At 71.7% G+C, this 13,473-nt stretch carries 9 protein-coding genes; 7 read left to right on the top strand and 2 right to left on the bottom strand.

Annotated features, from left to right (window positions below):
• Positions 1–139: 139 nt before the first annotated feature.
• From ureA to cimA, 5 genes are all read left to right on the top strand, one after another.
• The gene (gene ureA, locus ACFWI4_RS37105) at positions 140–856 is read left to right on the top strand and encodes an urease subunit gamma (protein ID WP_387205571.1); all 717 of its coding nucleotides are present in this window, start codon (positions 140–142) and stop codon (positions 854–856) included.
• On the top strand, positions 853–2,562 hold the full coding sequence (locus ACFWI4_RS37100; protein ID WP_387205569.1) for an urease subunit alpha: 1,710 nt from the start codon (positions 853–855) through the stop codon (positions 2,560–2,562). The genes ureA and ACFWI4_RS37100 overlap by 4 nt, the downstream gene beginning before the upstream one ends.
• A gap of 26 nt (positions 2,563–2,588) precedes the next feature.
• Positions 2,589–3,626 carry an agmatine/peptidylarginine deiminase gene (locus ACFWI4_RS37095; RefSeq protein ID WP_387205568.1) on the top strand — a complete coding sequence of 346 codons (1,038 nt, stop codon included), beginning with the start codon at positions 2,589–2,591 and terminating at the stop codon, positions 3,624–3,626.
• A 15-nt stretch (positions 3,627–3,641) separates the two neighbouring features.
• Positions 3,642–4,232 (top strand): TetR/AcrR family transcriptional regulator, encoded by a 591-nt coding sequence (locus ACFWI4_RS37090; RefSeq protein ID WP_387205566.1) that lies wholly within the window; start codon positions 3,642–3,644, stop codon positions 4,230–4,232.
• A gap of 383 nt (positions 4,233–4,615) precedes the next feature.
• Positions 4,616–6,220 (top strand): citramalate synthase, encoded by a 1,605-nt coding sequence (gene cimA, locus ACFWI4_RS37085; RefSeq protein WP_387205564.1) that lies wholly within the window; start codon positions 4,616–4,618, stop codon positions 6,218–6,220.
• Positions 6,221–6,278: 58 nt separating this feature from the next.
• On the opposite strand, the gene ACFWI4_RS37080 is transcribed toward cimA, so the two are convergent.
• Positions 6,279–8,153 (bottom strand): lectin, encoded by a 1,875-nt coding sequence (locus ACFWI4_RS37080; RefSeq protein ID WP_387205562.1) that lies wholly within the window; start codon positions 8,151–8,153, stop codon positions 6,279–6,281.
• 301 nt (positions 8,154–8,454) lie between these two features.
• Here ACFWI4_RS37080 and ACFWI4_RS37075 point away from each other — a divergent pair, with 301 nt between their 5' ends.
• Positions 8,455–11,496 carry a glycoside hydrolase family 3 N-terminal domain-containing protein gene (locus ACFWI4_RS37075; protein WP_387205560.1) on the top strand — a complete coding sequence of 1,014 codons (3,042 nt, stop codon included), beginning with the start codon at positions 8,455–8,457 and terminating at the stop codon, positions 11,494–11,496.
• 69 nt (positions 11,497–11,565) lie between these two features.
• On the opposite strand, the gene ACFWI4_RS37070 is transcribed toward ACFWI4_RS37075, so the two are convergent.
• Positions 11,566–11,817: a hypothetical protein gene (locus ACFWI4_RS37070; RefSeq protein WP_387205558.1), complete on the bottom strand. Its 252-nt coding sequence runs from the start codon at positions 11,815–11,817 to the stop codon at positions 11,566–11,568.
• Between the two features lie 277 nt (positions 11,818–12,094).
• Here ACFWI4_RS37070 and ACFWI4_RS37065 point away from each other — a divergent pair, with 277 nt between their 5' ends.
• Positions 12,095–13,456, top strand: a complete 1,362-nt coding sequence (locus tag ACFWI4_RS37065; protein ID WP_387205556.1) for a hypothetical protein — start codon at positions 12,095–12,097, stop codon at positions 13,454–13,456.
• Positions 13,457–13,473: the final 17 nt, after the last annotated feature.

Genomic DNA, 13,473 nt, shown 5'->3' with positions numbered 1-13,473 from the left:
GGCGTGGCGCGGGGAAGCGCCATGAGTTAGAGCGACGCTCAATGTGGCGCCTCCGATGCTTATCCGTCAATGTTTCCCTTCCATGAATCGGACGTTTAGAGTGATGTTCTAAACGGAGGAAGCGAGGAGGTGTCGCGGCGTGAGACTGACCCCCACGGAACGTGACCGACTGCTGCTGTTCTCGGCCGCCGAACTGGCCCGTGCCCGCAGGGCCCGCGGCCTCAGGCTCAACGTGCCGGAGGCGACCGCGCTGATCGCGGACACCGTCTGCGAGACGGCCCGCGACGGCGGCCGGCTCGCCGAGGCGATCGAGGCGGCCCGCTCCGTCCTCGGCCCCGACGACGTCCTGCCCGGCGTCGCGGACATCGTCACCGAGGTGCACGTCGAGGCCGTCTTCGACGACGGCTCGCGCCTCGCGGTCGTCACCGACCCGATCGGCGCCGGAGCGGGCGGCGGACTCGGCGACGAGGCTCCCGGCGCGCTGCTGCCGGGCCCGGAGCACGCCGAGCCCGAGGCGGCCGTCCGCCTCTCCGTGACGAACACGGCCGGCGTCCCGGTCTCCGTCACCTCCCACTTCCACTTCTTCGAGGCCAACCCGCGGCTCGACTTCGACCGCCCGGCCTCCTACGGCATGCGGCTCGCCGTGCCCGCGGGATCCTCCGTCCGCTTCGGCCCGGGGGAGAGCGCCGAGGTCGGACTGCTGCCGATCGGCGGAGCGCGCGTCGCGATCGGCTTCGCCGGCCTCGTCGACGGACCGCTGGACGCCCCCGGAGCCAGAGAAGAGGCCCTGCGCCGGGCCGCCGCCTGCGGCTACCTCGGCGTCCCCGACACCCGCGACCAGGAGGCCGAGCGATGAGCCGCCCCGGAGGCCACCCCGCCGAGGCCCGCCGCCTCACCCCCTACGAGTACGCGGCCACCCACGGCCCCCGCGCCGGCGACCGGATCAGGCTCGGCGACTCCGGGCTGACCGTCCGCGTCGAGTCCGACGCCCAGCTCCCCGGGGACGAGTTCCTCGCCGGCTTCGGCAAGACCGCCCGCGACGGCCTGCACCTCAAGGCCGCCGCCGTCCGGGACACCTGCGACGTCGTCATCAGCAACGTCGTGGTGATCGACGCCGTCCAGGGCGTACGGAAGGTGTCCATCGGCATCCGCGAGGGCCGCATCTGCTCGATCGGGCGGGCCGGCAACCCCGACACCCTCGACGGCGTCGACGTCGTCGTCGGAACCGGCACCTCCATCGTCTCCGGCGAGGGGCTCATCGCCACCGCCGGAGCCGTCGACACCCACGTCCATCTGCTCTCGCCGCGCATCATGGAGGCCTCCCTCGCCTCCGGCGTCACCACGATCATCGGCCAGGAGTTCGGCCCGGTGTGGGGCGTCGGCGTCAACTCGCCCTGGGCGCTGCGCCACGCGTTCTCCGCCTTCGACGCCTGGCCGGTCAACATCGGCTTCCTGGGCCGGGGTTCGTCCTCCCACGACGCCCCGCTGATCGAGGCGCTCGCCGAGGGCGGGGCCAGCGGCTTCAAGGTCCACGAGGACATGGGCGCCCACACCCGCGCCCTGGACACCGCGCTGCGGGTCGCCGAGGAACACGACGTCCAAGTCGCCCTGCACAGCGACGGGTTGAACGAGTGCCTGTCGGTCGAGGACACCCTCAGGGTGCTCGAAGGGCGCACCATCCACGCCTTCCACATCGAGGGCTGCGGCGGCGGCCACGTGCCCAACGTGCTGAAGATGGCGGGCGTCCCGAACGTCATCGGGTCCTCCACCAACCCGACCCTGCCCTTCGGCCGGGACGCGGTCGCCGAGCACTACGGCATGATCGTCTCCGTCCACGACCTCAAGACCGACCTGCCCGGCGACGCCGCCATGGCCCGCGACCGCATCCGCGCCGGGACCATGGGCGCCGAGGACGTCCTGCACGACCTGGGCGCCATCGGCATCACCTCCTCGGACGCCCAGGGCATGGGCCGCGCCGGCGAGACCGTCCGCCGCACCTTCGCCATGGCCGGGAAGATGAAGGCCCAGTTCGGCGCCCCCGAGGACCACGACAACGAACGCGTCCTGCGCTACATGGCCAAACTGACCATCAACCCGGCCATCGCGCACGGCCTCGCCCACGAGGTCGGCTCCATCGAGACCGGCAAGCTCGCCGACATCGTGCTGTGGCGCCCCGAGTACTTCGGCGCCAAACCGCAGCTCGTCCTGAAGTCCGGCTTCCCCGCCTACGGAGTCGTCGGCGACCCCAACGCCGCCACCGACACCTGCGAACCCCTCGTCCTCGGACCGCAGTTCGGGGCGCACGGCGCGACCCCCGCCGAGATCTCGGTGGCCTTCGTCGCCCAGGCCGCGCTCGACCAGGGCAACGACACCATGCCCACCCGCCGCCGCCGCGTCGCGGTCCGCGGCACCCGCGGCATCGGCCCCGCCGACCTGCGCCTCAACTCCCGTACCGGAGCGGTCGACGTCGACCAGCGCACCGGTCTGGTCACCCTCGACGGCGACCCGCTGCGCACCGAGCCCGCCGACTCGGTCTCCCTCAACCGCCTCTACTTCCTCTGATGGACACAGCCCGTAAGGAACACCCCATGTCTGCTGCCGCCGACGGCTTCCGCATGCCCGCCGAGTGGACCCCGCACGAGCGCACCTGGATGGCGTGGCCGGGCCCCAACCCCACCTTCGACAGCCCCGAGGACCTCGCCGCCTCCCGCGCGGCCTGGGCGGAAGTCGCCCGCGCGGTCCGCCGCTTCGAGCCGGTCACGGTCGTGTGCGGCCCGGGCCAGTCCGCCCCGGCCGCCGAACTCCTCGGCCCCGGCGTCGACATCGTCGAGCGCGAACTCGACGACGCCTGGATGCGCGACATCGGCCCCACCTTCCTCACCAACGGGCACGGTGAACTCGCCGCCGTGGACTGGACGTTCAACGGCTGGGGCGCCCAGGACTGGGCCCGCTGGGAGCACGACTCCAAGATCGGCGCCGAGGTCGCGGCCCTGGCCGGGGCCAAGACGTACGCCTCCCGGCTGGTCAACGAGGGCGGCGCCATCCACGTCGACGGCGAGGGCACCGTGCTCCTCACCGAGACCGTGCAGCTCGGCCCCGAGCGCAACCCCGGCTGGACCCGCGAGCAGGTCGAGACGGAGATCCACGCCCAGCTCGGCACCGAGAAGGCCATCTGGCTGCCCCGCGGCCTGACCGGCGACTATCCCCCGTACGGCTACGGCACCCTCGGCCACGTCGACATCGTCGCCGCCTTCGCCCGCCCCGGCGTGATCGTCGCCCACTCCCAGCAGGACCCCGCGCACCCCGACCACGAGGTCAGCCGCGAGGTCATCGGGCTGCTCAGGGCCCAGACCGACGCGCGCGGCCGCGCCATCGAGGTCGTCGAGGTCCCCGCCCCGACCGTCCTGGAGGCCGACGGCCACTGGGCCGACTACTCCTACATCAACCACTACCTCTGCAACGACGGCGTCGTCCTGTGCGGCTTCGACGACCCGCGCGACGAGACCGCGGCGGACATCTTCCGCCGGCTGTTCCCCGAGCGGACCGTGACCCTGGTGGACGCACGTACGATCTTCGCGGGCGGCGGTGGCATCCACTGCATCACCCAGCAGCAGCCGAAGGTCTGACAACGGGAGTCACGGATGGCCGGTGCGCGGAAGAACGCGCCACCGCGCGAGGAGGTCCTCGCCGCCGCCATGGAGATGATCGCCGAGCGCGGTCTGGAGAAACTCACCATGGCGGCGCTCGGCCGTGAGGTCGGCATGAGCAGCGGCCATCTCCTCTACTACTTCCGTTCCAAGGACGAACTGCTGCTGCGCACCCTGGAGTGGAGCGAGGGCCGCCTCGGCGCCGAACGCGGCCGGCTGCTCGCCGCCCGCGGGACCGCCCGCGAACGCCTCGACGCCTATGTCGACCTGTACGTCCCCGACGGCCACCGGGACCCGCACTGGACCCTGTGGCTTGAGGTCTGGAACCACTCCCAGAACGCCGACGACGACGCCCGCGAACGGCAGGTGGCCATCGAGGGCGCCTGGCACCGCGACCTCGTCGCCCTGCTCGCCGAGGGCGTCTCGCGCGGCGAGTTCCGCCCCCTCGACGCGGACCGCTTCGGCGCCCGGCTGCGCGCCCTGCTGGACGGCTTCTCCATCCATGTGGCGATCGGCCTGCGCGGCACCAGCCGCGAACAGGTCCTCTCCCACGTGAAGGAGTTCCTCGACGCCTCGCTGGGCTGACAGCGGGCTGAGGGCGGGCCGAGAGGGACGCTGACGGGGGCCGAACGCCGGGCCGAACGGCCGCCGTCCGCCGATCATGTAGCCCAGTGCTCGCATCCTGAGACACCGTGTGATCGCCGCGGCGGAATGTGCCACACTGCCCCCGTGCTCTCGTTCGCCATGATTATTGGCAGCAGGCGCGCCGGTCCGCAGTGACCGCCACGTACGACCAGGTACGGGCGGACACCGTCGTCCTCGACCCGCGCGCAGACCTCTCGCACCCGCGAGGGGTTTTTCGCATTTCTGGCCCACCTTCAGCCGGGAGCGCAGCGCGGGGGATCATTGGAGGACGGTGGAGCCGGTCATTCCGGTAGACCGAGTTTCAACACAGGAGCCTTGAGACCATGACGGAAACCAGCGAAGTCGACGATTCCTTCCACGTCTTCGACACGACGCTGCGCGACGGCGCGCAGCGCGAGGGCATCAACCTCACCGTGGCGGACAAGCTGGCCATCGCGCGGCACCTGGACGACTTCGGGGTGGGCTTCATCGAGGGCGGCTGGCCCGGCGCCAACCCCCGCGACACCGAGTTCTTCGCCCGCGCCGCACAGGAGATCGACTTCCGGCACGCCAAGCTCGTGGCCTTCGGGGCGACGCGCAGGGCCGGCGGCAAGGCCGCGGAGGACCACCAGGTCAAGGCGCTCCTGGACTCGGGTGCCCCGGTGATCACGCTGGTCGCCAAGTCCCACGACCGGCACGTGGAGCTGGCGCTGCGCACCACGCTGGAGGAGAACCTGGAGATGGTCCGCGACACCGTCTCGCACCTGGTCGCCCAGGGCCGGCGGGTGTTCGTGGACTGCGAGCACTTCTTCGACGGCTACCGTGCCAACCCGGAGTACGCGAAGTCCGTGGTGCGGGCCGCGCACGAGGCCGGCGCCGACGTGGTCGTGCTGTGCGACACCAACGGGGGCATGCTCCCCGCGCAGGTCCAGGCCGTGGTCGCCACCGTCCTCGCGGACACCGGCGCCCGGCTCGGCATCCACGCCCAGGACGACACCGGCTGCGCGGTCGCCAACACCCTCGCCGCCGTCGACGCCGGCGCCACGCACGTGCAGTGCACCGCCAACGGCTACGGCGAACGCGTCGGCAACTCCAACCTCTTCCCCGTGGTGGCGGCCCTGGAGCTCAAGTACGGCAAGAAGGTGCTCCCCGAGGGCGCGCTGCGGGAGATGACCCGCATCTCGCACGCCATCGCCGAGGTCGTCAACCTCACCCCCTCCACCCACCAGCCGTACGTGGGGGTGTCCGCGTTCGCGCACAAGGCCGGCCTGCACGCCTCCGCGATCAAGGTCGACCCGGACCTGTACCAGCACATCGACCCCGAGCAGGTCGGCAACACCATGCGGATGCTGGTCTCCGACATGGCGGGCCGCGCCTCCATCGAGCTCAAGGGCAAGGAGCTCGGCGTCGACCTCGGCGACGACCGCGAACTGGTCGCCCGGGTCGTCGAGCGCGTCAAGGAACGCGAACTCCAGGGCTACACCTACGAGGCCGCCGACGCCTCCTTCGAACTCCTGCTCCGCGAGGAGGCCGAGGGCCGCAAGCGCACCTACTTCGAGGTCGAGTCCTGGCGGGCCATCGTCGAGGACCGCCCCGACGGCAGCCACGCCAACGAGGCCACGGTCAAGCTCTTCGCCAAGGGCGAGCGCATCGTCGCCACCGCCGAGGGCAACGGCCCCGTCAACGCCCTGGACCGCGCCCTGCGCGTGGCCCTGGAGACCCTGTACCCGCAGCTGGCCAAGCTGGAGCTGGTCGACTACAAGGTCCGCATCCTGGAGGGCAAGCACGGCACCCAGTCCACGACCCGCGTCCTGATCTCCACGTCCGACGGCGCGGGGGAGTGGTCCACGGTCGGCGTGGCGGAGAACGTCATCGCCGCCTCCTGGCAGGCCCTGGAGGACGCGTACACGTACGGCCTGCTGCGCGCGGGCGTCGAACCCGCCTGCTGACGGGCGCGCGCGGAGGGTCCGTGTCCCGTCCCCGGCCGGGGACGGGACACGGACCGTCTCACTGCAGGTGCCACTTCTGGTTGGCCGCCCCGGTGCACGACCAGATCTGCGCCCGCGCCCCGTCGGCCGACGAGTTGTCCGTCACGTCGAGGCATTTGTTCGCCGCGGCGTTGACCACGTCACCCGTCGAGGAGTTGTACGACCACTGCTGGGCGCCGGAACCGTTGCAGTCGTAGAGCTGGACCTTGGCGCCGTCGGACGTCGATCCCGAGGTGACGTCGAGGCACTTCCCGAGCGCGCGCACCGATCCGTCGGTCCCCACGGTCCAGGTCTGTGCGGCGGTCCCGTTGCAGGCGTAGAGCTGCACCGCGGTGCCGTTGGCGCCGGACGCGCCCGCCACGTCCAGGCACTTGCCGGCCAGCCCGACGAACGCGCCCGACCGGCTGCCCCCGCCCGACTGCGTGCCGGACCAGGTGAAGGTCGCCGAGGTCTTGCCCGGCAGTGAGTAGGTGGCGTGCTGCCCGCCCCAGTTGATCGTGACCGTCCTCGCGGTCGAGGCGTCGTTGTAGGCGATCAGCGCCTTCGAGCCGTCCGGGTTGCGCCAGGCGACGTTCGGGACGGCCGAGGACGCCGTGGAGGCGATCCGCTGCGCGCCCGGCCGGACGAACTTCGTCAGGTGGCCCATCGTGTAGTACTCGACCGTGTAGTCGACGGTCCCGCTCGCGCCGTCACCGTTGTGTACGGTGATCAGCCCGGTGCAGGTTCCGCAGCCGCCGTTGTGCGGGCCCTTGTTCTGGTCCACGGCGAGCGACCACTTGGTCACCGACTTCGCCCAGTTGCGGGTGTAGTCGACGATGTTGAGCATGTCCTCCCGCTGCTGGTTGGCGATCCAGGTGCCGCCCGAGTGCTCGGTCCCGAAGGCGTCGAGGCCGGGGTACCGGTCGTGCACACTCGACTGCTTCGTGACGTCACCGCCGTACCCGTGCCAGGCGATCCCGCCGAAGTTCGGGTGCGAGCGGACCGCCGCGTCGTCGACGGTCTGGGCGGCGTAGGAGTCGTACACGTCCCAGTTCCAGTCGTGGGCGAGCACCTTCGTGGACAGCCCGGCGGCCTGGAGCTTCGGCAGCAGCTCGCTCTTGGTGAAGTAGGCGAGCCCCGAGGCGTTCCAGCTCATCGAGGGATAGCCCGAGCAGCAGGTCGGCTCGTTCTGTGCGGTGACGTACGAGACGGGGACGCCCTGGTCCCGGTACGCCTGGAGGTACTTCACGAAGTACGAGGCGTACGCGCCGTAGTCCTCCGCCTTCAGCCAGCCGCCGTTGAGCGACCCGCTGTCCTTCATCCAGGCCGGTGCCGTCCACGGCGAGGCCATCACCGTCAGGGACGGGTCGAGCTGGAGCGCCTGCTTCGTGAGCGGTACCACGTCGGCCAGGTCGTGCGCGACGGAGAACTGCGCCAGGTTCGGGTCGCTCTGCCCGGCCGGCACGTCGTCGTAGGTGTAGCCGTAGCGCGCGAGGTCCGAGGCGCCCATCGGGTTGCGCAGGAAGGACAGCCCGATCCCGTCCGTGGGGGAGAAGAGCTTGCGCATGGTCGCGTCACGGGTGCTCTGCGACAGCGCGCCGCTGCTGTTCATCAGCCACGCGGCGGTGTCCGTGAAGGACGCGCCGCCGCCGGTGAAGGTCTGGTAGCGGGTGTTCTCGTCGACGGTGATGTTCTCGCCGCTGCCGCCGCTGCCCGACTGGAAGGCGAAGGGCGCCTGGGCCTGGAGCCCGCGCACCACATGGCGTCCGCCGTCGTCGTCCGTCGTCGTCAGATAGGCGGTGACCTGTTCGCCCGCCGCGTGCGCGGGCGCGGCCGCCGTGAATCCCGCGGTGACGAGCAGCCCGGCGACGATCAGCCGGACCGCCCGCGTGGATCTCCTGATGGATCTCCGCATGGAGCGCCGCCCTTCTTGAGGTGGGGGGTGGGAGGCGTGCGAGGCGTGAGTTAATGACGGCTTCGGGGCCGCGTCAAGGGGGTGCGCGTTCAGATTCTGAAGGAACAACTGCTCCGATCCGACCGGGAGTTGAGTGTGTACCGGTTGTGGTGTGAAGTCTTGACGGGATGCCGGGGCGCCAGTTAACTCACGCCGTGATCTAAGTCGTGAGACGAAGCGTTCGAGGAGCAGGGAACAGAACGAGCACGTCACCGTCGGGAAGTACGTCGTCAGGACGACGTGAGAGTCGAGGGGAACCCCATTGACCGGGCTCGATCGGAATTCCGTACGAAGAACCGTTCTGCTGGCCGGTGCCGCGCTGATCGCCGCACTGCTTCCGCTCGACTCGACGGGAGCGGCGGCGGTCGACGACCCCCCGCCCGTTCCGGTCGACCGGTTCGAGGGCGAGGTGCCCTTCGCGAGCCAGCCCGCCGAAGGCATCTTCACCTGGGGCGGCGACAGCGACGACCCGCCCAGGCTCGCCCTGACCGCGCGGTCCGACGCGCCCGAGGGCGGCAAGGTCCTCACCGGTGACTACGACATCAGCGGCTACGGCGGCTTCACCCACGACTTCGCGGCCGGTCAGCCGGCCCACGACTGGTCCGCGCACAAGGGCATCCGCTTCTGGTGGGACGGCCGCGACACCGCCAAGAAGATCTCCTTCGAGATCAAGGACGGCGGCGCCGACGGCGAGGCGTCCGAGCTGTGGACGACGTCCTTCACGGACGACTTCACCGGCTGGAAGCAGATCGAGATCCCGTTCGGCGACTTCGTCTACCGAACGGACTACCAGCCCGTCGGCGGTATCGACCACGTCCTCGGGCTGACCCAGATGTGGGGCTACGCCCTGACCCTCCCGGTCGGCGTCCACGGGCAGTTCGCCATGGACGACGTCGAGCTGTACGGCAAGGCCGACCAGTCCCTGCGGGCCTCGGTCACCACCGACGCCGCCGTCTACCCGGTACGGGAGGGCGGCACGGCCGCCGTGAAGGTCTCCGTCGCCACCATCGGCTCGGCCCCGATCGACGAGCCGGTGACCGTCGCGTACGAGAGCGCGGGCGGCACCGCCGGGCCGGGCCGCGACTACACCCCCGTCAAGGGCGAGATCACCTTCCCGGCGGGCACGACGTCCGGGACGAGCCGCACCGTCACCGTCCGTACCCTGCGCGACAAGTCCGCCGAGGCGGCCGAGACGATCCCCCTCAAGCTCACGGTGACCGGCGCCAAGGCCCCCGCCGAGACCCCGCAGGTCGTGATCGACGCCCACGGGCTGCCGTACCTGGACCCGAAGCTGCCCGTGAGGAAGCGGGTCGCCGACCTTCTCTCCCGGATGTCCCTGGAGGAGAAGACCGGGCAGATGACCCAGGCCGAGCGCGGCGCGGTCGGCACCGGCGGCGACATCGCCTCCGAGGACCTGGGATCACTGCTCTCCGGCGGCGGCTCCACGCCGACGCCCAACACCCCCGCCGCCTGGGCGCGGATGATCGACGGCTTCCAGCTGCGGGCGCAGGCCACCCGGTTCCAGATCCCGCTGATCTACGGCGTGGACGCCGTGCACGGCCACAACAACCTCACGGGCGCGACGATCATGCCCCACAACATCGGCATCGGCGCCACCCGTGATCCCGGCCTGGCCGAGCGGACGGGCGCGGTGACGGCCTCCGAGGTCCGCGCCACCGGCATCCCCTGGGACTTCGCGCCCTGCCTGTGCGTGAGCCGCGACGAGCGCTGGGGCCGGTCCTACGAGTCCTTCGGCGAGGACCCGGCGCTCGTGAAGTCCATGGAGACGGTCGTCCAGGGTCTCCAGGGCGCCCGCAGCGGCAAGGACCTGAAGGACGACGACAAGGTCCTCGCCACCGCCAAGCACTTCGTCGGCGACGGCGGCACCGGGTACGGCACGTCCACGACGGGCTCCTACGTCCTCGACCGGGGCGTCACGAAGGTCACCCGGCAGCAGCTGGAGGCCGTGCACCTGGCACCGTTCGAGACCGCCGTCGACCGGGGCATCGGCTCGGTCATGCCCTCGTACTCCTCGCTCGACATCGTCGGCGACGGCCGGGGCCCGGTGAAGATGCACGCCCGCGCCGACATGATCAACGGCGTGCTCAAGGGCCGGATGGGCTTCGACGGCTTCGTCATCAGCGACTGGAACGCCATCGACGAGCTCCCCGGCGACTACGCGGCGCACGTCCGCACCTCGGTCAACGCGGGCGTGGACATGATGATGGTCCCGTACTCGTACAAGGACTTCCGTACGACGCTCATGGACGAGGTGAGGGCGGGCCGGGTCACCGAAGGGCGGATCGACGACGCCGTGTCCCGCATCCTCACCCAGAAGTTCAGGCTGGGCCTCTTCGAGAAGCCCTACGCGGACACGAGCGGCGCCTCGCGGATCGGCTCGGCGGCGCACCGGGCCGTGGCGCGGCAGGCGGCGGCCGAGTCCCAGGTCCTGCTGAAGAACGCCGGCGGTGTCCTGCCGCTCAGGAAGTCCCAGAAGGTGTACGTCGCCGGTTCGAACGCGGACGACCTCGGCAACCAGACCGGAGGCTGGACCGTCACCTGGCAGGGCTCGTCCGGCGCCGTCACCAAGGGCACGACGATCCTCCAGGGCATGCGGAACGCCGGAGGCGACGTCACCTACTCCAAGGACGCCTCGGCGCCGACCGCCGGATACGACGTCGGAGTGGTCGTCGTCGGCGAGACCCCGTACGCGGAGGGCGTCGGTGACGTCGGCAACGGCAACGACCTGGAGCTCACCGCGGCCGACAAGGCGGCCGTCGACAAGGTCTGCGCGGCCATGAAGTGCGCGGTGCTGATCGTCTCGGGCCGCCCCCAGCTGATCGGCGACCGGCTCGGCTCGATCGACGCCCTGGTGGCCTCGTGGCTGCCGGGCACCGAGGGCGACGGGGTCGCCGACGTCCTCTACGGAAAGCGCGCCTTCACCGGGCAGCTCCCGGTCACCTGGCCGAAGTCGGAGTCCCAGCTGCCGATCAACGTCGGTGACGCCTCCTACGACCCGCAGTTCCCGTACGGCTGGGGTCTCACGACGCTGACGAAGGTCTCCGGAGGCGGCGCCGCCACCCTGCGGGAGCTCGGCCGGGCGGCCTCGGCGGCCGAGCGGCACGGCGACGGCGCGGCGGGCCGCGCGGCGGTGACCAAGGCCCGCCTGCTCGTCCAGCGGAAGATCGGCCCGGCGGTCACCGCGGCGAACGCCGGCCCGTTCGCGGACGCGGACCACCTGCTCCTGACCGGCCACTACGGAGAGGCGGTGGCGAAGCTGGCCCAGGCGTACCGCGCGGGATGAGGGAGAACGCGGAGAGCCGCCCGGGGCCGAGCACCGGCCCCGGGCGGCCCGCGTTCCCGTCCCCGCTCCCTACGCCGCGGGCGGTGCCGCCGGAGCGGCGCTCCTCAGCTCCTTGGCGAGCCTGCGGGCCTGGAGGGCCTTGACCACGGTGTACACGCGGATCACGGAGAACACGAGCACCGCGAGACCGAGGAAGGCACCGAAGGCGGACCCGTCCCGGGCCGCGGCGTAGAAGAGGAAACCGCTGAAGGGGAAGCCGACGGCGATGAGCAGCGGCTCGCGCACCCAGAACGGGAGCACGCGAAGGATGAGTCCGACCATCCGGTCACTTCAGCAGGTTCATGTCAGTCGGGTCTGTGACGGAGGCCACAGTTCCGGAAGGTGCAACCGAATCGTTCCGCGCCGGCGGCCCGTGGTCCGTTGTCGGCTGGTCGGACCCGAGCCCGACGCCGAGCCCGGCGTCGAGCCGGACACCGAGCCCGGCGTCGGGCGAGCCGGCCGGTCCGCCCGGGGCCGGGGGTGCCCGACCGGATCCCGCGCCGCCGGGCAGACGCCGTTCCGATGTCCCCTTTCGCTCGGGTTCGGGTAGCTTCAAGGCATGAGGGCCGCACACACCCGAGGACGCCCAGGCCTGTTGGTCGCACTGCTGCTCGCGGCCCTGGCGATGGTCTGGGCCCCGGCGCCCCGGGCCCATGCCGCCACCGATGTCTCCGCCGTCGCGGCGGCCTTGCGGAACGGCCCGGTCTATGTGGACCCGGCCGCCGCGGGCCAGCTCTCCCCGTCGCAGGCCGACGCGCTCACCGCCAAGATCGAGAAGGCCGACAAGCCCCTCTTCGTCGCCGTGCTGCCCGCGGGCTTCCCCACCCAGAACCTCTTCCGGGACCTGCGCACCGCCACCGGCATCACCGGCCTCTACGCGATCCGGCTCGGCGACCGCTTCGACGCCCGCGCCGACTCCGCGGTGATGTCCCGCTCGGCCGTGCAGAACCTCGTCACCAGCGTCCAGGGCGCTCCCGACGCGAACACCCAGCTCAACGAGTTCACCGACCGCGCGCTCGCCAACATCCGCGGTTCGGCGCCCGAGAGCTGGGGCGGCAGCATGGACAGCAGTGACGTCCCGACGGGAGCGCTGATCGCGGTCGGCGCGGTGGCCGTCCTCGGCGGAGCGGGCGCGTACGCGGTCGTGCGCCGCAACCGGCGGCGCGAGAGGGAGGAACAGCGGGCCGCGCTCGACCGGCTCCGCGTGGTCGTCGACGAGGACATCACCGCCTTCGGCGAGGAGCTGGACCGCCTCGACTTCCATCCGGCGGAGGCCGGCGCCGACGACGCGATGCGCGCGGACTACGAACGCGCGCTGGACGCCTATGAACAGGCGAAGTCCTTCATGGCCAAGGCCGGGCGTCCCGAGGACGTCCGCGCTGTCACCCGGTCCTTGGAGGAGGGCCGCTTCTCCCTCGCCGTGCTCGCGGCGCGCCGGGAGGGCCGCCCGGTGCCCGACCGCCGCGCCCCCTGCTTCTTCGACCCGCGGCACGGGCCCTCCGTCGCCGACACGGCCTGGACTCCCGCCGGGGGAGCGCCCCGCGAGGTCCCGGTCTGCAAGGCGGACTGGATGCGTCTCGTCGGCGGTGAGGAACCGGCGGTCCGTGAGGTCGAGACGGACGGCGGCCGGCGTCCCTACTGGGACGCGGGCCCGGCGTACGGCCCCTGGGCGGGCGGCTATTTCGGCGGCGGCGTGCTGCCGGGCCTGCTCGTCGGGACCGTGCTCGGCAGCATGATGGCGAGCCCCGGGTACGGGGCCGCCTACGGCACCGGTTACGGCGACTTCGGCGGCGGCTACGACGGAGGCGACGTCTCGGGAGCCGACTTCGATCCCGGTGACTTCGGCGGCGGTTTCGGTGACGGCGCCGGGGGCGGAGGCGACTTCGGCGGCGGGGGCGGCGACTTCGGCGGCGTCTTCTGACGCGGGCGTCCGAGGGC

The organism is Streptomyces sp. NPDC127038 (assembly GCF_042725875.1).
Classification (GTDB): Bacteria; Actinomycetota; Actinomycetes; order Streptomycetales; family Streptomycetaceae; genus Streptomyces.
The sequence above is the reverse complement of the archived record's forward strand: the minus strand, read 5'-3'. Positions and strand labels throughout refer to the sequence as shown.